Below are 23,153 nucleotides of genomic sequence, written 5' to 3' on the forward strand. Positions count from 1 at the left end.
TAGGACTATTCCCTATTAATAGGTATAAGTTGACTGAAAAAATAAACCCCCATATTGAGAATGAAAATAAGGGGGTTTATTTGTATGAATAAAATTAATTTACCGGCCGTGTTCAGGTAGCCAGATTTGTAACCTTAAACCACCTAATGGGCTATCATCAGCCTTCACCCAACCTTTATGTTGTGTTATCGCGGTTTCAACAATTGCAAGGCCTAAACCAGTCCCACCGGTTTCCCTGTCTCGAGCTTCATCCGTGCGGTAGAACGGGCGGAAAATGTGCTCACGATCAGCAGGGCTAACACCAGGGCCATCATCATCGACAGTGATTAAAATACCGTTATTTTCTTCTTTAAAATCAACGGCAATGTGCGTATGTGAATAGCGTAGCGCGTTGCGCACAATATTTTCAAAGGCACTCCCGACAGCAGAAGGGTTGCAATATAGCGGCCAAGGTCCGGGGTTAGAAGTGACCTCGAGGGTTTTGTTCATTTGTTCGGCTTCAAAGCTAGCGTCATCTAAGATATCGCCCCAAAGTTCATCGGCTTTGATATTTTCACGCAAGATCTCGTTTTTGTGCTGGCTACGAGATAACACCAGCAAATCGTTAATCATGCTATCTAGGCGATGGGTCTCGGTTTCGATGCGTTCTAACTCTTTACTTTCCCCATGGCGACGGCGCAATAAGGCTGTTGCTAGCTGTAAGCGTGTCAATGGAGTTCGTAATTCATGAGAAATATCAGAAATTAAGCGTTGCTGTGCGCTAACCATACCATCAAGGGCGCTGATCATCTGGTTAAAGCTATTCCCAGCAGACAAGAACTCTTGTGGGCCGGCTTCTAGCTCTGGGTGTGGCCGTAAATTTCCTTTCGCCACATCGTCGGCCGCCATTTTTAACTTACGAGCAGGGCGGGCAAGACTCCAAGATAGCCATAATAATAACGGAGCACTGATCAGCATTGTGGCGATCAGTAATAAGAAAGGCCTATCAAACAATAAGTTAATAAAGTCAGATTGCGGGCTGCTTGCTGGGCGAACTAAATATAGCTGGTAGTGGTCTTCCCCATCGCGAATGGAGAATGGCCCGAGGATTTCAGCTCGTCCATATTTTTTCTTTTTCGGGTGATCTGCGTTATCGGACTGGCCAATAAAGTTACGTATCACCTGCATTTCACTTGGCATAGCACCAATCACACGGCCTTCACTGGTGACGATAATCAACCGTTGGCCGGGAGGTGCCCATTTTTTGATGGCGTTAGAAATACGCCGCCACCAAAGTAGGTCATTCATCGGAGCTTGTGCGAGTTCGGCTTCAATATGCTGCTCAAGCATCTCCCCTTGGCGTTGTTCACTTTCCATAAGGACGGTGATTTGCCGAGAGTCGAGCTTGGGCACCATCAGCACTAGCATTAATACTAGTGCGAGGGTAAACCAGAAGATCGCAAAGATCCTTGCGGTTAAACTGTTGATCATGTGGCAGAAACCATTAAGTATCCACGGCCACGTAAGGTTTTAAACCACGGCTGGCCATCAGTGCGTTCCGGAAGTTTGCGGCGTAAGTTTGAAATATGCATATCAATAGCACGGTCAAACGGTGTTAAGCGCTTCCCAAGTACTTCTTGGCTAAGGTGTTCACGAGAAACAACTTGGCCTAGGTGCTGTGCGAGCAGATATAACAACGTAAATTCGGTACCTGTTAAGTCCAAAATTTCATCATCAAAGCTGGCTTCTTGGCGGCCTGGGTTAAGTTGCAGTTTATCAACTTGTAAAACAGGGGTATTGCTATTGTCGCCTTGGGTTTGCTCGCTCCAGTTAGAGCGGCGTAATAAAGCACGAATACGCGCGACCAGTTCACGGTCATTGAACGGTTTAGGTAGATAGTCGTCTGCACCTAATTCTAGGCCCAGAACTTTATCTAGCTCACTACCGCGAGCCGTTAACATGATTACGGGGGTCTGATGGATTTGGCGCAGTTCTTTTAATGTCTCAATACCATTTTTTTTCGGCATCATGACATCAAGTAGTAACAGGTCAATGGATGAGTCAATTTGCTGTAATGCCTGTTCACCATCATAGGCGATGACAACATTGAAACCTTCCATTTCCAGCAGTTCTTTTAATAGCGACGTGAGTTCACGGTCGTCATCAACTAATAGGATTTTATGCATTTTTTAAGTCCTCCAACTGCCAAAATACGATAACAATCTGTACGATTCCATGACTTTACGTTCTTTTACATGCTCTGACGCTAGTTTGCAGCCACAGGTGTATATTTGTTCACATTGAATCACGAGCACAGTTCGGAGACAAGGTGTCAAATGCTGAGAACAACACATAGCAAAGTACATAATACAGTACATAAAACCGCAATGTTAGTTTTAGCTTCTGCGTTTGTGTTCGGGCCAGCGGTTGCTTTTGCAGAAGAGCCACAAAGTGCTGCAAATGAAAGTTCAACACCTTTGATGTTACAGATGCAGTCTGAGCCAACTGCGCCGTCAGGCAATGCGGTTGTGCCCTTTCAACATCATGAGTTATTTAGCAGTGAAGAACGTGCCAGTACCTTTATGTTTAATGGTATCACGTTAAATGAAAAACAGCGTCAGCAATTACGCGATTTAATGGCAACACAGCGCCATTATCATGTTGATAACACTGCTTTAGTTAAAGAACGTGAAGCGCTGCACAAATTAATTATAGCGGATAGCTTTGATGACAAAGCGGTTCGTGAAGAGCTTGAAAAGCGAATGCAAAAAGAACTGGAACAACGTGTTGAAATGGCTCGAATTCACCATGAATTGTACCAGTTGTTAACGCCAGAGCAGAAAACTGAGCTTGAAAATATTCACCAACACAAAATGGCGGAATTTCAAGCGATGCAGTTTCAGTAAATTTAGTTGTTAGTACCTGTAGTAATGCCTGTAGTAATGCAAGTTAGTTAGTTTCATATATTGAGTTCCATAGTAAGTAGTGAAGTAGCAGTAAGTGAAGTTTTTCCTTGCCATAGACACCATCCCTGTCTTTTATAGCCCCTGTTAGGGGCTTTTTTTTTGTTTCTAAACTAGTCCTTTATTCATGGTTGTTAACTATAGTTGACAACTAAACGAAGATTGCTAAGATAAAAACATAAAGACAAGGAGCAGTCTTATGATCACGGTTCTAACAACGGAATGTTTTGATAGTTGGATCAAAAATCTTAGAGATATTCGAGCTAAAACTAAAATTCTAATGAGAATTAGGCGGTTAAAAAATGGAAATTATGGTGATGTTCAACCCATTGGTGATGGCTTTTCGGAACTGAGGGTACATGAAGGACAAGGGTATCGTGTTTATCTAAAGCAGAAAAACAATGTTATTGTAATTTTACTTTGTGGTGGGACAAAGGCAACGCAGCAGAAGGATATCCATAAAGCTAAACTCCTTTTTGGTGAAGTTGAGGGGGAACTATGAATACTAAATTAAAAGAATTTGATATCGCTGAGTATTTAAACAGTGAAGAAGAAATACAAATGTATCTAAACGAAATTCTAGAAGAAGGTGACCCTAGTCTAGTTCTCGCTGCACTTGGTGATATTGCGAAGGCAAGAAATATGAGCCAATTAGCTAAAGAAGTTGGAATGAGTCGTGAAGGTTTATATAAGGCACTATCAGGACAGGGAAATCCAACATTTATGACGATTATAAAAATCGTTAATTCTCTCGGATTAAAGCTACAGTTTAAGAGTATCTAAAAAATAGCTTATCTATGATTAGGCTAGCCATTAGCTAAGCTCACTATAAAAATAACGTATCCACCAAAGTAGGGTTCACTTTATGACTCAGATATTAACTACGCAAGATTATCGCAATATGCCTTGGAAAAATGGCCAAGGGTCGACACTTGAATTGGCACGCAGTCATGGTGAAGGTTTAGATGATTTTGATTGGCGAGTATCGATTGCAGATGTTAAAGCGGCAGGATCATTTTCGTTTTTCCAAAATCGACAACGTATTATTGGTGTATTGGAAGGGGAAGGACTTATTTTACATGTGGATAAGAACCCTGCGGTGACGTTAAAGCAAAAAGAATTTTTTGCTTTTAATGGGGAAAGTGAGGTTTATGCGGAGCTTATCCAAGGTGCAATTCGTGATTTTAATGTCATCTATAATCCTGAAAAATATCAAGCCCGCTTACAATGGGTGAATACTGCGCTTATTAACTCTTGGGTCAGTGAAGCAAGTGAGATCTTAATTTTTAATATTACCCCTAATTTGGGGGTGACTATTAATTCAGATTGCTTTTATTTAAAGCCATTCGAGACTCTACTAATCAAAGAAAATCGAGAGAATCTACAATTTACTATTGAGCAAAATACAGAAAATGATTTTTGCATTATTGAGTTATTTATTAAATAGTTAGAATTTTTTTACTCTAAATTTAAGTACTATTTGTATGAAGCTTATATAGTACTTATTATTGGAATAATATTCTGCCCATTTTGCAATTTTAGTCAAAACGTTATCAAATTCATATATTAGATAATTATGGCTTTATTCCTATTGTTATTTTTCGCAAAATTCATAGTCTTTAGCGTTGTTAAAAAATAATACCTATATACTAAAGGAAAATGTTCTATGAAGATGAAAGCGCTTGTGGCAGTTGCTGTTTCTGCTGTCATTTTAACGGGTTGTAAAAATTTAGACCAAGGGATGTTGACTAACTCAGGTATGCAATTATTCCAAGCGGCAACACTGAGTGATGCAGACGTTAAAAAATTCAGTGATGAATCATGTAAAGAAATGGATGCGCAAAACAAAATCGCACCAGCGTCTAGCAAATATGCAAAACGTTTAGATAAAATCGCAAAAGCATTGGGTAACGAAGTTGATGGTACCCCAGTAAACTATAAAGTTTATATGACTAGCGATGTAAACGCATGGGCGATGGCGAATGGTTGTGTACGTGTATACAGCGGCCTGATGGATGTGATGAATGACAATGAAGTTGAAGGTGTTTTAGGTCATGAAATGGGCCACGTTGCATTAGGTCATACACGTAAAGCTATGCAAGTTGCTTATGCAACAGTTGCTGCACGTACTGCTGCATCATCAGCGGGTGGCGTAGCAGAACAATTGAGCGCATCACAAGTTGCTGCACTGGGTGAAAAACTGATTAACTCACAGTTCTCTCAGCACCAAGAAAGTGAAGCAGATAACTTCTCTTACGATTTACTGAAAAAACGCGGTGTTAAAACTGAAGGTTTAGTTACTGGTTTTGAAAAATTAGCGAAAATGGGTAGCAGTGAAACAAGTATGTTTGATTCTCACCCACCATCAAGCGAGCGTGCACAAAACATCCGTGACCGTATTGCTGCTGACAAAAAATAATATTTAATTATTGATGTTAGTTGGATGTCGTTCTGGTGTAGTAATGTGATGATATATTGCTACACCAATCACTTATTCCCTGCTGTTTATCTCAATATTACTTTTCTTATATTACAAATCAGAACTTATCCCGTTGTACTCCTGTAATTGACTCTCTATCTTGTTAATTAAACGATATTCAGGTTTTTTCGTAATTTTGCAAATTTTCGTTTGATAAAACGTTAGCAAGGAAAAAAGATGGAAAAAGTGCAGAGAATTTCTCTTTTAGCTAAGGGAATGGGCATGCTGTTATCGGGAACCTGCCGTTTATTAACTGGCGTTCGCACTCGTTGGGTCGGGTGCCAACCTTCAATGGCTTCACGTATTTATTATGCCAATCATTCCAGTCATCTTGATGGTTTGGTTATTTGGTCTGGGTTGCCGCCGTTAATGCGCCATTTTGTTCACCCTGTTGCCGCTAAAGATTATTGGGTTAAGACACCATTTCGGCGTTATTTAGTTAATAAGGTTTTTCGCGCTGTATTAGTCGATAGAAAAGGCGATAAACCCGCACAAAATAATACATTAGCTCCTTTAGAATTAGTATTAGAGTCAAAGCATTCATTAATATTTTTTCCTGAGGGTACGCGTGGTGATGGGGAAACGCTAAGTCAATTTAAAAGTGGGCTCTACCATCTCGCGAAAAAATACCCTGATGTTGAAGTTGTTCCAGTCTATTTGGAAAATTTAAATCGTGTATTACCGAAGGGGTCAAAGCTTGTTGTGCCTGTGATTTGCTCAGCTATCGTTGGTAAGCCTCTGGAGCCTATTATGGAGAATGAAAATAAAATCGACTTTTTGCAGCGAGCCAAAGAAGCACTTGAGGAGCTAATGCCATGAGTATTGGGGACAGGGAATTAGTATTATTGTTGTCAGGTGTGTTTGGGATACTAGTATTTGCTAGTGTTATTGGTGGTATTCTTGCATATCGTTATTCAGGTGAAAAAAGTAACCCAACCATTGATAATTTGAATGCTCGTATCCGCGCATGGTGGGTTATGTGCATTATTTGTGTACTTGCTGTGGTGCTTGGCAATATAGGTGTCGTGATCTTATTCGCACTGATATCGTTCTTTGCACTAAGAGAATTTATTACCTTAACGCCAACACGGCGAAGTGACCACGAGGCATTATTTTGGTGCTTCTTTGTTTTTATTCCATTGCAATATGTATTGGTAGGTATTGAATGGTATGGGTTATTTTCAATTTTCGTACCTGTTTTTGTATTCCTTTTCTTGCCTACCCGTATTGCTTTAGCTGGAGATACCTTTCATTTTCTTGAACGCACTGCAAAAATTCAGTGGGGAATGTTGGTGGCTGTTTTTTGTTTAAGCCACGTCCCTGCGTTATTGATGTTGAATATTCAAGGCTATGAAGGCGAAAACGTAAAATTATTACTTTTCTTGATTATTGTGACGCAAATTTCAGATGTGTTGCAGTATGTTTTTGGCAAGTTAATGGGTAAGCGGCCTATTGTGCCTAAGTTGAGCCCAAATAAGACAATTGAAGGTTTTATTGGCGGAGTATTATCTTCAGTACTCATTGGTGTTTGCCTTTACTGGGTAACCCCGTTTAGCTGGTGGGTTGCGGGGCTGATGTCATTCGCTATTACCATTATGGGGTTTGTGGGTGGGTTATGTATGTCAGCAATTAAGCGTGATAGTGGTATTAAAGATTTTGGGGCGATTATTGAAGGGCATGGTGGGATGCTGGATCGTATTGACTCATTGTGTTTTGCTGCGCCTATTTTTTTCCATTTAACGCGTTATTACTATACATAATCCCATTTTATTTTCGTTTTTGTTCGTTAATCAAAAGAGCACCAAAATGGTGCTTTTCTTTTGTTTTATAGGTACAGCATCGAAGGAATTTAAGTGTTATCATTAATACTTAATTTTTATTTCAAACTAAGGTATGACTAGGGTAATACGCTGTATTTTGTACTCTAGGGCTTTTTTTACCTTGAAGGATTTACCTATTGGGGTGATCGGCTAGAATTATGTAAACTGGATCACAATAAAACATAAAAGCTTGATGGAAAGCAGATGCATAATTCACTCTTTGCCGTATTATGCTGTTAGGTGAATCAATTCAGCACTAGTCAGTCAGTGTAATTAGCGTTAAAAAGATTAACAGCGTAACGGTTTTATCGATTTGCAATTTTATGTTCATTAATCAGAGGTCATCATGGTCAAGCAGATTAAAAGAATTGGGGTTTTAACGAGTGGTGGTGACGCGCCAGGCATGAATGCCGCTATCCGCGGTGTGGTTCGTGCGGCACTAGGTGAAGGTTTAGAAGTCATGGGTATTTTTGACGGTTACCTTGGCTTATATGAAAACCGCATGAAGCAATTAGACCGGTATAGCGTGTCGGATATGATTAACCGTGGTGGTACCTTTTTAGGTTCAGCTCGTTTTCCACAATTCCGTGATGAAAAAGTGCGTGCAGTCGCATTTGATAATCTGAAGAAAAACCATATTGACGCATTAGTTGTCATCGGTGGTGATGGCTCTTATTTGGGGGCTAAAGCACTGACGGAAGCAGGGTTCCCATGTATTGGTCTACCGGGAACGATTGATAATGACGTTGCTGGTACAGACTATACCATCGGCTATTTTACTGCCCTCGAAACGGTTGTTGAGGCCATTGACCGCCTTCGTGATACTTCGACTTCCCATAAACGTATTTCGATTGTTGAAGTCATGGGGCGTTACTGTGGTGATTTAACATTATCTGCTGCGATTGCAGGGGGCTGTGAATTCTTAGTATTACCTGAGCAAGAAATGGCTTTTGACCGCGAAGAACTGTTATCTGAAATCAAGCGTGGCATTGAAAAAGGTAAACGTCATGCGATTGTCGCTATTACCGAACACGTTTGTGATGTGGGTGAGTTAGCGAAATATATAGAGCAAGAAACACATCATGAAACTCGCGCAACGGTTCTAGGCCATATCCAGCGTGGCGGATCTCCAGTTGCTTATGACCGCATTTTGGCATCACGCATGGGAGCTTATTCCATTCAACTTCTGTTAGAAGGCTATGGCGGGCGCTGTGTTGGTATCCAAAATGAAAAATTAGTTCATCATGACATTATTGATGCTGTTATGAATATGAAGCGCGTCTTTAAGAAAGATTGGTTTGATACGGCGAAGAAGCTGTACTAATTCTTCCTCTTCTTTTTCTTCGTCATATTTTGAGCTGTGACGTTGTTGGCAGCTCTCGGTTACTCGGGTCACATACTTATGTATGCACCCGAGCCGCCGCCTAGTCACAACTCAAACTATTTAAAAGAGGGTTATTTGTAAGTCTTTATCTTTTATTCTTTGTTCACATATTCCTCATTCTTATAAGTTTTTCTTTTTAATTATTTCCCGTAATTGATGCTATCTGTCAGCCTCTTCTTATCATAAATTTAATGAGGAAATGTGGATGACACGTTCATGGCAGGTAACAAAATCACAATTTACGACGGCATTGCTATTGCTGTTAGCAACAGGGGCTTGGGCGAAAAATATTCAATTGTTGAATGTGTCTTATGATCCGACTCGTGAGTTTTATCAGCAATATAATCAGGAGTTCAGTGATTATTGGAAAAAGAAAACGGGCGATACCGTTACCGTTCGGCAATCTCATGGTGGCTCAGGTAAGCAAGCCATATCAGTGGTGAATGGATTAGAAGCCGATGTTGTTACCTTAGCTTTAGCCTATGATGTTGATGCTATAGCACAAAGTGGCCGTATAGATAAAAATTGGATAAAAAAGCTCCCCGATAATTCAGCTCCTTATACATCGACTATCGTCTTTCTCGTTCGTAAAGATAACCCGAAAAATATCAAAGATTGGGACGACTTAGTCCGCAAAGACGTTTCCGTGGTGACACCCAACCCGAAAACCTCCGGCGGAGCACGTTGGAATTACTTAGCAGCATGGGGCTATGCGTTAGATAAAAATCAGCAAGACCCTGAAAAAGCGAAACAATTCGTTAAACAGCTCTATAAAAATGTGGAAGTACTCGATTCGGGGGCTCGCGGCGCAACCAATAGTTTTGTTGAACGCGGTATAGGTGATGTATTAATTGCTTGGGAGAATGAGGCTTTACTCGCTATCAATGAGTTAGGGGAAAGTGGGCAGTTTGAGATAGTGACGCCAAGTATTTCGATTCTTGCTGAGCCAACTGTCGCTGTTGTTGATAAAACTGTCGATAAACGTGACCGCAGGGCAGTTGCCGAAGCTTACCTAGAGCACCTCTATTCTGCGGAAGGGCAGGAAATTGCAGCGAAAAACTACTATCGCCCACGAAATGTGGAAGTGGCTCAAAAATATCAGCAGCAGTTTCCTGAGCTTAAGTTACTGACGGTAGATGAAAGTTTCGGGGGGTGGCAAGCGGCACAAGCAACTCATTTTGCGAATGGGGGGGTGTTCGACGAAATCATCCAACGCTAGTACTCTTCATATTTCGCACTGTAGCGTTGTTGGCTACGTTCGCTAACCCTAGTCACATACTGGTGTATGCTTCTAGGGATTAGCTTTTCTTGCCGCCTAGCTACAGCACGAACTATTTTGAGTATTATCTGAGATGTAAACTAGGGCTAATTATTGCCACTGGTATTTGACACCTAACTGGCCAAGATAAAATGTTTGACGGTTGTTGCCACCTGAGGTGATACCTGCATTTTTTGGGTTTTCCCAAGTACTAGGTTCAACCGCGAAGCCGCCCCATAGTGTTAGTTTTGGTGTTAAGTTATAAAAAACTTGTGTCCCGACACGGTAGCCGTCTTTAACTTTCTGGGTAGTGCGTTTGTTACTATCATAGTTATGTTCATTTAAATAATAACGAAAATAAGGCATTACGCTCCAGTCCTGGTTTAACGTGATAGGAAAATAACCGCGAATTTGGTTTTGTTCCCATGTCTTATTAAAGTCTTTATCCCATGTCCAATCGGTGTATAGATAGACTTTGGCGGTTGCAGAGTCGTTGACCTTATAAACAAGTCCGTGTTCGGATTCCCACTCATAACTATTGGGGGCATGGAAATTATCGTAATGGTAAACCGCATCCCAAAAGTTAAATGCCCACTTATCATTGAAATTGTATGTCCCGCTAGGCATTAACCAAAACATAGTATTCGATGGCCGTGCCTGTGTGCCCGGTGCAGAGTCATTTGATTCCTTACGATAGGTGACATTCAAATTGAACTGACCAATATCGCTCGCATACATTTTCCGAGTAGCGCCAATTTGCGTACGATTACGAATAAAAGAGTCTTTGGATGTTGAGAAATTGTGGTTGTAGCTTCTTAATGATTCCTTATGTTCCAGAAAAAAGCTCCATTTTGATTCAGGATTCGCTAAAAATAGTTGGCCAACCATCGTGGTTTTGTCGTAGACCTTACGACCGCTGGTATTATGGTGTCCTTCAAATTTTTCGAGTTCCATATAGACGTTGGAAGAAACGCGCCAGTAATCATTATTGACCTGATCAGCTGCGAAAACGGATGTTGTCAATCCTGTGAGAGTAACAAAAAGTAAACCATTCAGTGAAGTTTTCATTTTAACCCTTTAATTTTTATGTATATTTTGTTTTTTATGCCTTAGTTCAAGGCGTTAGTGTCTGGCCTTTATACCGTGGGGTATAAAGGCTAAATCATTGTTAATAATTAATAGGTTGTGTAATTAATTGATTGTGGAGTAGGTTTCACCATGACCATAAGGGAACAGCACTTTGTTACCTTGTGGGTTTTTAATATTAACGGGTAGCAACCCTTGAGGTGGGTTTAGCGGCTGGCCGTGAGTGTTAGCAAATAATGTCCGTAAACCGCTGCGAATATTGGTTTCTAACGAATTGCGGTTATTATTGGTGATATCAAATCCGGTAATACCATAGATGGCAATATTTGCGTTTACATTGTTTAGGTATGCGATGTCATAGGGGTTACGTGAAGAGATAACAACAATAGGGGTTTTAAGTTGGTTTGCAGCATCAATGATAAGCTGAGCATTCGTTGGCGTATCCTTTAAATTATAGGTCGTCAGTAATACCAAATCTTGGTTTTGAACCAGTTTTTTTGCTTCATCTTGAGTTAGCGTATTTTCATTCAATTTAACGACACTTTCGCCTGTAATAATAGCAACCCCCGTTTCCTGTGCGATATCATTTAACTGTTTTTGAATTAAGGTATTGCGTGGCTTTTCATCAGAAATAATGAAAATTCGATTTAGTGGTTTTAATTGATAGGGCAGCACGTTCTCATTTTTAATTAATGTGATAGCCTGTTCAGAAACCATATTTTCAATATCTTTATGGCCTTTTGATGCGACGACTTGTTCTGCTTTCACTAAGTCTATTGGTTGTGCTGTAATTTCTTGCTGAAGCTTTTTCAGCACTACACGTTTTGCGGATTCATCAATACGTTTTTTCAGTTCTGGGTTTTTCTCTGCTTGTGTTTCTAAATAGCGGTACATGTTATCTAAACGAGAAACCGCTTGGGAGTCCCACATTTTAATTGGCATAAGAATAATATCTGAGCCAGCGAGTAACGAGGTTTCTACCGCCCAATTAATATCGAAGTTGTCAGCAATAGCCCCCATGTCCATGGCATCTGTCACTATCAAGCCGTCATAGTTGAGCTCATCGCGTAAAATACCATGCAAAATAGGTTTGGAAAGCGTCGCTGGGGTACCAACTTGTTTACCTGCAAGTGTGGTGATCTTATCGTCATCCAGTGCTGGTACAATGATATGCGCGGTCATGACAGCATCAGCACCATGAGATAACGCGTATTTAAATGGGACGAGTTCAGTGTCTCGCCATGTTTTCGCGTCGGAATTAACAACGGGTAAATCAACATGGGAGTCAGCAGAGACATTTCCATGACCCGGGAAATGTTTAAGTGACGTCAATAAATTATATTTATGAATGCCTTGAATATAGCTGGTGGCCAGAGAGCCAACTAAATTTTTATCATCTGAGTATGAGCGTACCCCAATAACTGGGTTATTTTGGTTGTTATTAACATCAACAACTGGGCCAAAATTGATATTAAAACCAAGACTGGATAGCTCATATCCGTGGATCATCCCTGTTAGCTCTGCAAGGGCTGGGTTACGTGCTGCGCCTAATGCCATATTTCCGGGCATTTCGGTGCCTACGCGTAAGCGGGTGACATAACCCCCTTCTTGGTCGGTACCAATAAATAGTGGAAGGTTACTGCGGGAAGATTGAAGTTTATTAATTAACTCCACAGTTTGTGGTGTATCAATCAGATTTTCTCTAAATAGGATCACCGAACCGAGGTGGTACTGATTTATAACCTTAGAAACTTCATCATTCATAACGAGAAAAGGAGCGGGTTCTCCATGGCTGTCTTTATTCCAATATCTGAAATCTAACATGAAGAGCTGACCAATTTTCTCAGCCTCGGACATATTATTTACTATTTCTTGTGCAGACTTTTGTTTGTCTTGCCATAATTCATTCAATTGGGCTTGTGTTATTGGGTTAGCCATTGAAAATGCACTGAAAATACAAGCACTAAGTAAAGTGAATTTCTTCATTTTTCATTTTCCCTAAGTTATTTTTCAAAAAATAATAAGTGGCTGGATATATTTATGATGTGAGAGTGCTCACAGTTGATAGTATTCTCTCTTTCAGAGTAAGAGGAATAGCGTACAAATAGATAGAGAAGGGGTCTTTATTTATCTCATTGATATTAAATAGCAAATTATCAAGAATAATTAATTTTAACCTAGAATAATTTCAACTTGATATTATTTTGTTATGTGACGTAAGTATAAATTATAATTAAATGGTATTTAAATCGACGGTAGAGCGTAAAAAATTAATGTTTTCACTAATTATTTACTTTTTAATATATTTTATTCTTATATTTAAGTAGTTTTCTAATTTAAAATATATAAGCCATATGATATTTCACATGGCTTATTTTTTTAAGATAAATAAGTTAGTTACAAACCAAAGGTTACCATTGGTATTTTACGCCAATTTTACTTAGGTATAGCGTTTGTTTATTATCATATCCTGACGTAATTCCATTCTTTTTAGGTGATTTCCATGTTGAAGGCTCATAGGCAAACTCACTCCATAAAGTCAGTGATGGGGTGACTTGGTATTCCACGAGAGAGCCAATTCGGAAGCCATTTTTAATTTCCTGTGTTAAATAATTATTTTTATCATAGGTATTTTCTTGTAAGAAATAACGTGCATAGGGGGTGATTTTCCAGTTGGGTTTAATGGTAATGGGTAGGTACGCACGAACTTGTGATTGTAAAAAGCGGGTGCTGAAATGTTTATCCCATTGGTTATCAATATAAACAGTGAATTTTGCTTTTAATGCATCTGAATATTTATAGGTCACACCAAATTCGGTTTCTGCTTCATGACTGCTGTCATTGAAATAATTACTGTAATAAAAATAAGAAAGCCAAAAGTTAAAAGACCAATCATCATTGAAACGGTACTCGCCGGCAGGAGTTAAGCCATATAAACGATTCGAAGAACGTGCTTTGGTGTTGGGTTCGACATCGTTTGACTCTTTTCTGTAACGAAAACCAAGCTCTAAGTCTGATGTTGGGGTGTTAATCATTTTCTTGATAGCATCAATTTGCGTGCGATTTCTAATGTAAGAATCCCGAGAAGTCGTGAAGTTACGGCCATGATTCCTTAAAGATTCGCGGTGTTCAAGAGCAAAGCGCCAGGCAGATTGCGGGTTGAAAAGCTTTAGTTGCCCAACGGTGCTGATTTTATCGTAGACTTTATTATTAAATGAATCACGTTGTCCTTGATATTCTTCTATTTCCAAATAGATATTGGTATTAACTCGCCAAGAGTCATTATTTAATTCAGAGAAACAAATTGTAGGGAATATAATTATGATGCTATAGATTAAACCAACTATATATTTCATATTTATCCTTCAGGGTGAGTTTTATTAATGTTAATTATCTAGTTGAGCGATTAGAGAGATAAATGTGTATTAACTTTTATAGATTGTCTACCGTTATTATTTAATAGATGATGAATGGTATATATAAATTAAAAATCTAATAAGTTGCATCTTGTTGTTATTTTTGGGAGTTTTATTATTGTCGGTATAAAGGTGTGTTTTTATTTATAACTTTATTTAAGATTTTTAATCATATGTTTATTTGTTAGTTTTAAATTTAATTAATAAATATTAATTTTATTTAAAACTAAGTGGTGATTGTATTATATGGTTGGTAATTATGAGAGTAATAAAAATATTAATATGATGATTTTATTCATGTTGGAATTAATGAAAACAAAAAACCGCCAATATTTGGCGGTTAATCTCAAGGTATTAAAATAACCTTATTTAGATTTTTTCGCTTCAGCAGCCGCTTTAACAATAACAGCAAAAGCGTCAGCTTTCAGAGAAGCACCACCCACTAAGGCACCATCGATATCTGGCTGGGTAAATAGCTCAGCTGCGTTGCTGGCATTAACAGAGCCGCCGTATTGGATGATAACTTGTTCAGCAATGGCTGCATCTTTTTTCGCAATATGAGTACGAATAAATTTATGGATTGCTTGTGCTTGTGCTGGTGTTGCTGATTTACCTGTACCGATAGCCCAGATTGGCTCATAAGCGATAACGGCACCTTGGAAAGCTTCTGCACCTAAAGAATTCAATACGGCATCGATTTGACGAGCGCAGACTTCTTCGGTTTTACCCGCTTCATTTTCAGCTTCAGTTTCACCAATACACAGTACTGGGATCAGACCTTGTTCTTTTAAGACAGCAAATTTCTTAGCGACAAATTCATCACTTTCGTTGTGATAAGTACGGCGCTCTGAGTGGCCGATAATGATGTATTTGGCGCCAACATCTTTTAACATTTCAGCAGAGGTTTCACCTGTAAATGCACCTGATAGGTTAACGTCAACGTTTTGTGCACCTAATGCAATGCGACTGCCTGCTAACGCATGTTTAGCTTGAGTCAAATAAATCGCAGGTGGTGCAATAGCCACATCACAGCCATCAACGCTGCTGAGTTCATTACGCAAGCCAGCGACGAGGTCATTGACCATCTGTGTGCTGCCGTTTAGTTTCCAGTTACCCATTACCAATGGATGTCGCATGTTATTTCCTCCAACCAGAGAGTTTGAATGATTAATCAATAAGTTATTCATCACACGCTTATGTTACACGCGTAACGTGACAATGTTGTCGCCATTCACCTTCTGCATTATAAGAACAATGGATAATAATAGCTTTGCTTTTCATCATGCTTGTTCTTAGAGCGTGATCACAGTCAGTTTAGGGTGTTTGTTGTTCTAGCTTAATCGGTTCAACAGCAAAAGTAAGCACATTATTGTCACTTTTTACTAAAATATATCTTAAAGCGCCTAATCGAGCTTCTTCCGCGTGAGTTGCACTATTATTGGCAATAAATTTATTTAAGGCTTCCGTAAGCTCAGGGGCTTTATCCAGTGAAACTTCAGGAGCAAATATACGGACCATTGCCATGGTATAACTTTCCATTAATTGTCGATTTTTTTGGTTTTCTTGTGGGTTATCAGACGGTAGTAATGTGATCTGTAAACTTTTAATTTTTTCACTTCCGCGTTCTAACACCGCAGAGGAATAAATTTGTTGGTTAATTCGAGAAGCTGCTCGAATATAGGGAGCTGCGATATCTTGGCTAGCAATTACTTTATATTCATGAAGATATAAGTCTTTGTATGCTTGATTGAATTGGTTACGTAATTCAGGAATAGTGAGGTTAAAAGAAGGCGCATCAGGGGCCAAATAGGAGACCTCAAAGTCAGTATCTGGCAGCGTTGGGACTTTTTGAGCAAAAGCCAGTTGTGGCACACTAAGTACAAAAATGGTTATGATGGCGTATACAGAACGAAATAAAGTTTGGGTCATTTTTGAGCCACTCATTTTTAGTTTTCCACATTGTATCAGGATTATAGGTAATGACATTACAACAATGGGCTTTTTCCTTCAAAGGCCGTATCGGTCGCCGGCCATTTTGGGTAGGTATTGCAGTCATTTTTATTTTAATGACGGTAATTGCCCTGTTACAAAATGCACTGCTATTCTCTGAAACACTTGCTATATCGTTATTTATTTTACTACTTTACCCTTTGGCCGCTATCTTTGTGAAGCGTTTACATGACCGTGGAAAATCGGGTGGGTGGTTTGCGCTGATTTTATTGGCGTTTGCTCTTTTTTCAATCGACGTCAGCCAATTTGAACCTGTATGGCAATGGGGGATAGGGCGCTTTTTACCATTATTAATTACTATGATAATGGTACTTGATTGCGGAGCTTTTATGGGAATGGATGGTGTTAATCATTATGGTGAAGAAACAGAAACGGTGGATTATTTATAGCGTCAATACCATGTGGCCCGACTACCATATAACATGAATGCTACCCTGAAAATATTTCAGGGTAGCATGCTAAATTACCAGTATTGCTCACTCGAAATATGGCCAGGTTTGCGGCGTAAATGTTTAACCATGTTACGGTTATTTTTTAGTGTATCGCGAGTGTCCCTGACCATTTCAGGGTTACCACATAGCATAACGTGGCAGGTGTCAGGCGAAAGGGCTAGGCCAACAGCCTCTTCGAGTGCATGATTTTCAATTAAGGCTGGAACACGGCCATATAATGAGCCTGTACATTGTTCGCGGCTCACTACGGTGACAATTTTTACTTTTCCTTGATATTGTTGTTCCAACTTTTTCATTAAGGGCAAATAACTTAAATCTTTCTCATAACGGACAGCGTGGAGTAAAACAATGTTCTCGAAGCGCTCAAGGTCTTTGCCTTCCTGTAAAATAGACAAAAAAGGCCCAATGGCGGTACCTGTTGATAACATCCATAAATTTTTACATTCGGGTATTTCGTCTAAAACGAAGAAACCCGCTGCTTCATCCGTGATCTGTAACGTATCATCGGGTTTTAATTGTGCTAATTTTGGGCTAAGTTTCCCTTCGGGGACGATGACAAAATAAAATTCAAGTCGGTTATCACTAGGTGCGTTGACGTAAGAATAAGCTCGCTGAATACGTTCGCCTTCGATTTCGAGTGCCAGTTTGGCGTATTGTCCGGCGGTAAAGGGTTTAATTGGCGCCTCAATGACTAAGCTGAATAATGAATCAGTCCAAAATTTGGCTTCAATCACTGTTCCTGTTACCCAATTTGCCATAGATCCCACCTCTTCATATTTTAAAATCGACCATCTGAAAAATAACTCATTTTTGATGTGAATGAGCCAAAGCATGGTTCACTAGGATTTAATACTAAAACAGTTCATTATTTATGCTTATCGATAATGTGTTCCAGTGTTTTATTCTTAATATTGGTCTATTTTAAAGTTCAATGTACAGTTATGTTGACAATGCTGGCGAATATTACTGCCATTGTCGAAAAATATAAAATGTCGCACTACTACGAAAAGATAGCTGCTTTTGTTATCTTAGTCACACTCAAGCAAAACGCATTATTTGCTATTTATTAAAAATGGCATAAAAGCGTAGAGCAGTATTTTTATATTGATAATTAAGTACCTAAATAATTTTGCGTTATTACAATGAAATAATGCGGCGTTATTTTGTGTCCGAAATAGCGTGCATTTGAATTATTGGATGTATTTGAGAGAAAAATGAGAAAACTGGAACATTTTAATTTGCTATTGATGCTAATTGCATTGGCAGCGGTCGGCCAAATGACACAAACTATTTATGTTCCTGTCATTGCTGAAATTGCCGCTTATTTTAATGAGCCCTCTGGTGCTGTTCAACAAGTGATGGCGGCTTATTTATTTTCTTATGGTTTTTCGCAGTTAGTTTATGGGCCGCTATCTGACCGAATTGGTCGCCGACCTGTTATTTTAACCGGTTTAACGATTTTCTTATTTTCAACGGTTGTGGCAATTTTCGCGCCAACGCTAAATATACTTACAGTGGCAAGTGGGTTACAAGGGCTAGGAACTGGTGTTGCTGGTGTGATGGCAAGAACAATGCCTCGTGACTTATATAAAGGCACAGCGCTGCGTTATGCAAATAGCCTATTAAATATGGGGGTGTTAGTCAGCCCATTATTGGCTCCTATGTTTGGCGGAATATTAGCGCACTTTTGGGGCTGGCATGCTTGCTATATTTTCCTATTTATCTTAGGAGCCTCAGTATTATTGAGTATGTATCGTTGGCTACCAGAAACGCGGCCTGTTTCCCCAGAAAAGCACAGAATGTTGGCCTCATATCGTGAATTACTTTCAAGTGGTTCATTTCTCTCTTACCTTGCCATGCTAGTTGGTGCGTTAGCTGGGATAGCGGTATTTGAAGCCAGCAGTGGTGTATTGATGGGCGGTGTATTAGGGCTAAGCAGTATCACCGTGAGTATTTTATTTATATTGCCGATTCCTGCCGCTTTCTTTGGCGCTTGGTATGCAGGGCGAGAGGGAAAAACGTTTTATAATTTGATGTGGCACTCAGTGCTTATTTGTTTATTGGCTGGCTTTATGATGTGGGTGCCAGGCTGGTTTGGGATTATGAATACATGGACATTGTTAGTCCCAGCAGCGGTATTTTTCTTTGGCGCTGGTATGTTATTTCCCTTAGCAACGACAGGGGCTATGGAGCCTTTCCCTTATTTGGCAGGTGCTGCAGGAGCACTTGTTGGCGGCTTACAAAATGTCGGTTCAGGTGTTGCGACTTGGGTTTCCGCCTTGTTACCACAGAACGGGCAGTTTAGTTTAGGATTGTTGATGTTTTTAATGTCGATGCTTGTATTGTTGTGCTGGTTACCTTTAGCAAAACGTATGAATCACTCAGAACGCATGGTTTAATAGTATATGGTCAGGCTGCAAAAGACAGCCTGACCATCAAATTACGCGCTTAGCAGTATATCAGCTTGCTTTTGTGGCGAAATTGATAGCACCGATGAATACAAGGAGCTAGGTTCCTCTTCTGACATTGATGATATAAGTTCCGGCAACATGACTCCTGAATTAAATATCACTGGTTGGTTATAATCTAGAAATTTTGTATTTTCTGCTAATTGTCCTGTTGGATTTTGAGTGTTTTGTTGGAGCCAAATCAACTTTGGTACAGTATGGTCCTGCAAGTGTTGGTCTATATGAATGATTATTCCATCCAGTTTTAACTCAGGGGTGCTGTCTATCGTGCCTTTTATTGTTAATTGATTTTGTTGTACTGAAAAATACCATTCCTCTATTGGTATGCTTTCTTGAATTTGTTTTTGGTCATCACTTGTCCTTAGTGTGACCCAAAAAGAGTACTGGCCATCAGGCAAGTTTAGGTGAGTAATATCCACCGTTTGTTCGAAGTTTACATCCGCAACTAAAGGTTGCTCGACTGTGTAGTAGATCACATCGGGTATTGCTGAGTAATGCCTTGCGTGAGTATCAAGGTGATTGAGCGCAATAAAGTTCAAAGAGGTATCAACCTGCGAATCTTGGCCAAATGGGTCAGATAATGAAAAATATTGTTGATGTAACCGGCCTTTTTCAACCCACTTGGCGCAAAGTGCACTTTTTGAGGTGATTTTGTCGAGATTGACTTTACCTGTCGAAAAATCAATTAAGCCTTCTTCTGTTGCTGCCCAGTAAATAGGGGCACCTTGCCAATAATTATCGAGAATCAGCTGGTTGGGTAATAAATAGCCATCACTGTTTGTTAATACACGGCAAGCTAATGAATCCGGGTTGTTATAGTGGGAGATCAACTGCCCAAGCTCTTTTTTGTAGTTTAATTCATGTAGAGTAAACTGAACCAATTCGCCTTTATCTGCAATATTGAAGCTCTCTGTACGTCGGATTTGTAATACTTCGGTCGATAACCCATTCGGAGTTGCATAAGTGACGGTTAATGCATAGTCACCATTAATATCAAATGGACGGCCAACCCCTGTTTTTAGGTTATGGTAATCGGCCGGCAAGCTTCCTATGGTACGGTCAACCGTGATGGTGCTATAAGGGTGTGGGGTATTATCTGCCATTTTAGCAAACTGGTGCTGTATCCAATAAATCGCTACATCACGTTGATGAGGAAGTTGTTCAATTTGCGTTAGGTGATAATATTTTGAGTAATTCTGTTGAGTTAGTGTGACCCATTGTTTGTTAATTTGATCCCAGCGTTGATAAAAGCCGTCTCCTGCAAACCCGCCATCTTCAGTATCCTCCCCTTTAGTTTTATTGCTTTGCCAGCGTATTCTTTTGCTTAAAAATTGGTGAATTTTTTGGTTGTAGACATCAGGATGAGGCAAAAATGCATCATAAGCACCGCTCCTAAAAGGCACAAAACTAGAAAGCATGGTCGGCATAGCCTGTTTTAAGTGACTATGGAGATCGTGATAAGTGATATAATATTGCCTAGATTGGTTATAAGCTGGGTTTTTGCCATGGCTGTGAGGGTCGTAAGGGTATATTAACTGATCATTCTTACCTTTTATGTCGGTATGAGGCAAACCAAGACCGTGACCAAAAATCTCATGAAACATCACGTTAGGTTCATGAACTCCGCCACCGTTGTTGGGCGACCCAAGCCCTAATAGCGCAGTGCCAACATTTGAAGGTAGGGTTTCAATCGCAGTATATTGATAATCAGAATCAGCATTGTTAGCAGTTTGGTATTTATGGCTATTATTATAAGCCCAAAAAATTTGTGCACTGGGGTGATAGTCAATCTCTTCAGGGTTATCATAATGAGGATGAATAAACGGAATGGTGTTGCTATTGGTGTCAGTCCTAAGTGGCGTTAAGCTTGGGTGACTCATTGTAGCAGGAAGACTATACAATGTGAGCTGCCCAATTGGTAAGATTGTCGCCGCTTCTTTTCCCCAACTTAATGGGGAGGATGAATAAACCCCATGTCCTTGTTGATATAAACTGTGGCTATCAACATGAACAATTAAGTGGTTATCAAGGGTGACATTGGGGGAGAATAGGCCATATTGGTTGGTTTCTTCGGTGATAATGGGTTTGCCATTAACAGTGATAACGAGGTTGATATCCGGTTGTATCCACTCACCTTTTAGCGGAGCTGTAAAGCGTTGCTGATGCCAATTTTGCGCTGAAACATTCATCTGTTGGGGGAGCGCTGTTAATTTTTGGGGCAAATGATCCGGGCCCGTTAATCTCACTCGACCTAATATTTTTCTTTCTTTATTACTGACGATGGCTTCAATATCAGGGGATTTTGCCGCCGTTTCGCTAGTAATTTCTACATTCAATAACGCCCAGCGGTTAGCCGTTAAGCTCATATGCTTATCGGTCATATTCTGCAGGTGAGTTTGCGCAAGTTGAATATGATGGATTTGCATATCACTTGGTGTTGGGTTGTAACGCCGTTGAGGTTCATGATAAACAGGGTCTGGAGTGGAATATGTGCGTTTACCAGGAATGCGCAGTTGTGGTGCATTTGCGGTTTGTAACTGAATGGAAAAGGGGTGGGATTGCTGCCCGTTAGGTAGCATAGCAATAAAATCAAATTGATCTGAGTGGGTTTTAAATTTTGCATTATTGGCAATGTATTGCCATTCGTTGGTGGTGTTATTTAGCGTTAATTGACCAAATTTGGGCTGCTCAAGGATTTTGTAACCCTTAATATGGGGGCTATTTGGTAGTTTTCCTGTTATGGCACCTACAACTAACTGATTTGGGAGCTCATCTGGGTTTTCTGCTACTAAAATAGGTAGAATTTGAGGAACGCTTTCTTGCGCATCATGTCGAGAGATCGCCGGTTTTGTTTGTTTCAATTGGAACTGGCGAAAAATGATATTTTCACCAACAAGTTTTAAGGTATTCTTTTCATAGCGGATTTTAACCGCAGGAAGCTGATTTACTGCCATTATTTTATTTACATCGGTTTCGACAGAATGGGCAATCTGTTGCCAAGATGATGTTTTTGTAATTGGAACGTCATGTAAAGACAACACCTTGTTATACTTCATATTTTCTATAGATATTGAGAAATATTGGCTGTTTTTTCGTAACTCATCGGTTAGCTTCAATGAGTTTATTGCTTGGGTTGGTAGGGTGATAATTTGCTGGAAACTGTGATTTTCTAAGGTGCGGCTGGCTTGCTCAATAGGCTCTACTGGATTAATTTCATCAATGAGTTGTTGGGTCGATGCTGATAGTTTTTTGTGTTTATTTTTGACTATCAATAAACTGCCGCCGGTGAGTTCCAACCAATGGCGAACTAGCTCGACTTGTTTGTCATTGGCATTTTCAGGCAAGACGACGATATTATAATGGCGATGCCATTGCCCGCTTGGTAATAATAAATCAGCGAGCTGAGCTTGTGCTCTGGTTTCTCCATTAATCCATTCATGGGGTGAATTAAAGCCTTCGACAAACAAATTTTGCTTGGGGTGGAAACTAAATCCAGAGAAATGTTCAGTACCGAGCGCACTCAATAAATAAGTTTTTTTATTTTCACCCGCTAGCCGGGGGCTATTATTTAACCAACTAAATAACTTAAATGCTTTTTCGCCGTCAGCTGATTGTTCAGGGTTATCCTTTAATGCATTTATTAAGGTGGTATCTTGTTGAATAATTGCCACTCTCCCTTTTTTATACCATCCTAGTTGTAAGTTGTCTTGCTGTATCTCATCAGCAAATATTTTAAGGTTATCCATTACCATAATCCATTTTTTGAGGGTTAATTTTGAATTTTATTGAAATATTATTCTAAATAAACTGCAAAAAACGGTCTAATTTATTATTGTTT

General features: G+C 39.7%; 21 protein-coding genes. 12 read left to right on the plus strand and 9 right to left on the minus strand.

Annotated elements, in window-relative coordinates:
* Nucleotides 1-99: 99 nt before the first annotated feature.
* Both cpxA and cpxR read right to left on the minus strand, forming a co-directional pair.
* Nucleotides 100-1,470: an envelope stress sensor histidine kinase CpxA gene (gene cpxA / locus PSF31_RS02090; RefSeq protein ID WP_004265222.1), complete on the minus strand. Its 1,371-nt coding sequence runs from the start codon at nucleotides 1,468-1,470 to the stop codon at nucleotides 100-102.
* Entirely contained in the window at nucleotides 1,467-2,165 is a 699-nt protein-coding gene (cpxR, locus tag PSF31_RS02095) for an envelope stress response regulator transcription factor CpxR (protein WP_004265224.1), read from the minus strand. Before cpxR ends, cpxA begins: the two co-directional genes overlap by 4 nt.
* A gap of 150 nt (nucleotides 2,166-2,315) precedes the next feature.
* Here cpxR and PSF31_RS02100 point away from each other — a divergent pair, with 150 nt between their 5' ends.
* The 9 genes from PSF31_RS02100 to PSF31_RS02140 all read left to right on the plus strand — a co-directional run bounded on the left by PSF31_RS02100 (nucleotide 2,316) and on the right by PSF31_RS02140 (nucleotide 9,844).
* On the plus strand, nucleotides 2,316-2,885 hold the full coding sequence (locus tag PSF31_RS02100) for a Spy/CpxP family protein refolding chaperone (RefSeq protein ID WP_096863600.1): 570 nt from the start codon (nucleotides 2,316-2,318) through the stop codon (nucleotides 2,883-2,885).
* 256 nt (nucleotides 2,886-3,141) lie between these two features.
* Nucleotides 3,142-3,444 carry a type II toxin-antitoxin system RelE/ParE family toxin gene (locus PSF31_RS02105; protein WP_096863599.1) on the plus strand — a complete coding sequence of 101 codons (303 nt, stop codon included), beginning with the start codon at nucleotides 3,142-3,144 and terminating at the stop codon, nucleotides 3,442-3,444.
* The gene (locus tag PSF31_RS02110) at nucleotides 3,441-3,725 is read left to right on the plus strand and encodes an addiction module antidote protein (protein WP_004265229.1); all 285 of its coding nucleotides are present in this window, start codon (nucleotides 3,441-3,443) and stop codon (nucleotides 3,723-3,725) included. Before PSF31_RS02105 ends, PSF31_RS02110 begins: the two co-directional genes overlap by 4 nt.
* 82 nt (nucleotides 3,726-3,807) lie before the next feature.
* Complete coding sequence (locus PSF31_RS02115; protein ID WP_096863598.1) at nucleotides 3,808-4,389, plus strand: HutD/Ves family protein; 582 nt, start codon at nucleotides 3,808-3,810, stop codon at nucleotides 4,387-4,389.
* Between the two features lie 219 nt (nucleotides 4,390-4,608).
* Nucleotides 4,609-5,361, plus strand: coding sequence for a M48 family metallopeptidase (locus PSF31_RS02120; protein WP_004265231.1), 753 nt, complete (start codon nucleotides 4,609-4,611; stop codon nucleotides 5,359-5,361).
* Between the two features lie 237 nt (nucleotides 5,362-5,598).
* Nucleotides 5,599-6,240 carry a lysophospholipid acyltransferase family protein gene (locus tag PSF31_RS02125; protein ID WP_096863597.1) on the plus strand — a complete coding sequence of 214 codons (642 nt, stop codon included), beginning with the start codon at nucleotides 5,599-5,601 and terminating at the stop codon, nucleotides 6,238-6,240.
* Nucleotides 6,237-7,181 carry a phosphatidate cytidylyltransferase gene (locus PSF31_RS02130; protein ID WP_004265235.1) on the plus strand — a complete coding sequence of 315 codons (945 nt, stop codon included), beginning with the start codon at nucleotides 6,237-6,239 and terminating at the stop codon, nucleotides 7,179-7,181. Before PSF31_RS02125 ends, PSF31_RS02130 begins: the two co-directional genes overlap by 4 nt.
* Before the next feature lie 406 nt (nucleotides 7,182-7,587).
* Nucleotides 7,588-8,565 carry a 6-phosphofructokinase gene (gene pfkA, locus PSF31_RS02135; RefSeq protein WP_004265237.1) on the plus strand — a complete coding sequence of 326 codons (978 nt, stop codon included), beginning with the start codon at nucleotides 7,588-7,590 and terminating at the stop codon, nucleotides 8,563-8,565.
* 265 nt (nucleotides 8,566-8,830) lie between these two features.
* A complete protein-coding gene (locus tag PSF31_RS02140; RefSeq protein ID WP_050763805.1) occupies nucleotides 8,831-9,844 on the plus strand; it encodes a sulfate ABC transporter substrate-binding protein in 1,014 nt (337 codons plus the stop codon).
* Between the two features lie 150 nt (nucleotides 9,845-9,994).
* Here the strand turns inward: PSF31_RS02140 and PSF31_RS02145 are convergent, their stop codons facing one another.
* The 5 genes from PSF31_RS02145 to PSF31_RS02165 all read right to left on the minus strand — a co-directional run bounded on the left by PSF31_RS02145 (nucleotide 9,995) and on the right by PSF31_RS02165 (nucleotide 16,329).
* The gene (locus PSF31_RS02145; RefSeq protein ID WP_004265276.1) at nucleotides 9,995-10,951 is read right to left on the minus strand and encodes an OmpG family monomeric porin; all 957 of its coding nucleotides are present in this window, start codon (nucleotides 10,949-10,951) and stop codon (nucleotides 9,995-9,997) included.
* Nucleotides 10,952-11,074: 123 nt separating this feature from the next.
* On the minus strand, nucleotides 11,075-12,955 hold the full coding sequence (locus PSF31_RS02150; RefSeq protein ID WP_096863596.1) for a glycoside hydrolase family 3 protein: 1,881 nt from the start codon (nucleotides 12,953-12,955) through the stop codon (nucleotides 11,075-11,077).
* Between the two features lie 425 nt (nucleotides 12,956-13,380).
* On the minus strand, nucleotides 13,381-14,325 hold the full coding sequence (locus PSF31_RS02155; RefSeq protein ID WP_004265280.1) for an OmpG family monomeric porin: 945 nt from the start codon (nucleotides 14,323-14,325) through the stop codon (nucleotides 13,381-13,383).
* 425 nt (nucleotides 14,326-14,750) lie between these two features.
* Nucleotides 14,751-15,521: a triose-phosphate isomerase gene (gene tpiA / locus PSF31_RS02160; RefSeq protein ID WP_036959102.1), complete on the minus strand. Its 771-nt coding sequence runs from the start codon at nucleotides 15,519-15,521 to the stop codon at nucleotides 14,751-14,753.
* 178 nt (nucleotides 15,522-15,699) lie between these two features.
* Nucleotides 15,700-16,329: a DUF1454 family protein gene (locus PSF31_RS02165; RefSeq protein ID WP_172412255.1), complete on the minus strand. Its 630-nt coding sequence runs from the start codon at nucleotides 16,327-16,329 to the stop codon at nucleotides 15,700-15,702.
* Nucleotides 16,330-16,364: 35 nt separating this feature from the next.
* Between PSF31_RS02165 and PSF31_RS02170 the strand changes: the two genes are divergently transcribed.
* Nucleotides 16,365-16,784, plus strand: coding sequence for a DUF805 domain-containing protein (locus tag PSF31_RS02170; protein ID WP_004265285.1), 420 nt, complete (start codon nucleotides 16,365-16,367; stop codon nucleotides 16,782-16,784).
* Nucleotides 16,785-16,858: 74 nt separating this feature from the next.
* Here the strand turns inward: PSF31_RS02170 and fpr are convergent, their stop codons facing one another.
* On the minus strand, nucleotides 16,859-17,605 hold the full coding sequence (gene fpr / locus PSF31_RS02175; protein ID WP_096863595.1) for a ferredoxin--NADP(+) reductase: 747 nt from the start codon (nucleotides 17,603-17,605) through the stop codon (nucleotides 16,859-16,861).
* A gap of 183 nt (nucleotides 17,606-17,788) precedes the next feature.
* Between fpr and PSF31_RS02180 the strand changes: the two genes are divergently transcribed.
* Nucleotides 17,789-17,917: a hypothetical protein gene (locus PSF31_RS02180; RefSeq protein ID WP_255254465.1), complete on the plus strand. Its 129-nt coding sequence runs from the start codon at nucleotides 17,789-17,791 to the stop codon at nucleotides 17,915-17,917.
* A 144-nt stretch (nucleotides 17,918-18,061) separates the two neighbouring features.
* Nucleotides 18,062-19,246 carry a multidrug efflux MFS transporter EmrD gene (emrD, locus tag PSF31_RS02185; RefSeq protein ID WP_094961898.1) on the plus strand — a complete coding sequence of 395 codons (1,185 nt, stop codon included), beginning with the start codon at nucleotides 18,062-18,064 and terminating at the stop codon, nucleotides 19,244-19,246.
* Between the two features lie 41 nt (nucleotides 19,247-19,287).
* Here emrD and PSF31_RS02190 read toward each other — a convergent pair whose 3' ends face one another.
* Entirely contained in the window at nucleotides 19,288-23,061 is a 3,774-nt protein-coding gene (locus PSF31_RS02190; RefSeq protein ID WP_096863594.1) for a hypothetical protein, read from the minus strand.
* Nucleotides 23,062-23,153 lie beyond the last annotated feature (92 nt).

The organism is Providencia sp. PROV156 (assembly GCF_028480905.1).
GTDB lineage: Bacteria > Pseudomonadota > Gammaproteobacteria > Enterobacterales > Enterobacteriaceae > Providencia > Providencia hangzhouensis.

Bases quoted from the DNA above. Each gene is read 5' to 3' on its own strand.
- cpxA (WP_004265222.1), bottom strand. From the start codon at position 1,470: ATGATCAACAGTTTAACCGCAAGGATCTTTGCGATCTTCTGGTTTACC.
- cpxR (WP_004265224.1), bottom strand. From the start codon at position 2,165: ATGCATAAAATCCTATTAGTTGATGACGACCGTGAACTCACGTCGCTA.
- PSF31_RS02100 (WP_096863600.1), top strand. From the start codon at position 2,316: ATGCTGAGAACAACACATAGCAAAGTACATAATACAGTACATAAAACC.
- PSF31_RS02105 (WP_096863599.1), top strand. From the start codon at position 3,142: ATGATCACGGTTCTAACAACGGAATGTTTTGATAGTTGGATCAAAAAT.
- PSF31_RS02110 (WP_004265229.1), top strand. From the start codon at position 3,441: ATGAATACTAAATTAAAAGAATTTGATATCGCTGAGTATTTAAACAGT.
- PSF31_RS02115 (WP_096863598.1), top strand. From the start codon at position 3,808: ATGACTCAGATATTAACTACGCAAGATTATCGCAATATGCCTTGGAAA.
- PSF31_RS02120 (WP_004265231.1), top strand. From the start codon at position 4,609: ATGAAGATGAAAGCGCTTGTGGCAGTTGCTGTTTCTGCTGTCATTTTA.
- PSF31_RS02125 (WP_096863597.1), top strand. From the start codon at position 5,599: ATGGAAAAAGTGCAGAGAATTTCTCTTTTAGCTAAGGGAATGGGCATG.
- PSF31_RS02130 (WP_004265235.1), top strand. From the start codon at position 6,237: ATGAGTATTGGGGACAGGGAATTAGTATTATTGTTGTCAGGTGTGTTT.
- pfkA (WP_004265237.1), top strand. From the start codon at position 7,588: ATGGTCAAGCAGATTAAAAGAATTGGGGTTTTAACGAGTGGTGGTGAC.
- PSF31_RS02140 (WP_050763805.1), top strand. From the start codon at position 8,831: ATGACACGTTCATGGCAGGTAACAAAATCACAATTTACGACGGCATTG.
- PSF31_RS02145 (WP_004265276.1), bottom strand. From the start codon at position 10,951: ATGAAAACTTCACTGAATGGTTTACTTTTTGTTACTCTCACAGGATTG.
- PSF31_RS02150 (WP_096863596.1), bottom strand. From the start codon at position 12,955: ATGAAGAAATTCACTTTACTTAGTGCTTGTATTTTCAGTGCATTTTCA.
- PSF31_RS02155 (WP_004265280.1), bottom strand. From the start codon at position 14,325: ATGAAATATATAGTTGGTTTAATCTATAGCATCATAATTATATTCCCT.
- tpiA (WP_036959102.1), bottom strand. From the start codon at position 15,521: ATGCGACATCCATTGGTAATGGGTAACTGGAAACTAAACGGCAGCACA.
- PSF31_RS02165 (WP_172412255.1), bottom strand. From the start codon at position 16,329: ATGAGTGGCTCAAAAATGACCCAAACTTTATTTCGTTCTGTATACGCC.
- PSF31_RS02170 (WP_004265285.1), top strand. From the start codon at position 16,365: ATGACATTACAACAATGGGCTTTTTCCTTCAAAGGCCGTATCGGTCGC.
- fpr (WP_096863595.1), bottom strand. From the start codon at position 17,605: ATGGCAAATTGGGTAACAGGAACAGTGATTGAAGCCAAATTTTGGACT.
- PSF31_RS02180 (WP_255254465.1), top strand. From the start codon at position 17,789: ATGTTGACAATGCTGGCGAATATTACTGCCATTGTCGAAAAATATAAA.
- emrD (WP_094961898.1), top strand. From the start codon at position 18,062: ATGAGAAAACTGGAACATTTTAATTTGCTATTGATGCTAATTGCATTG.
- PSF31_RS02190 (WP_096863594.1), bottom strand. From the start codon at position 23,061: ATGGATAACCTTAAAATATTTGCTGATGAGATACAGCAAGACAACTTA.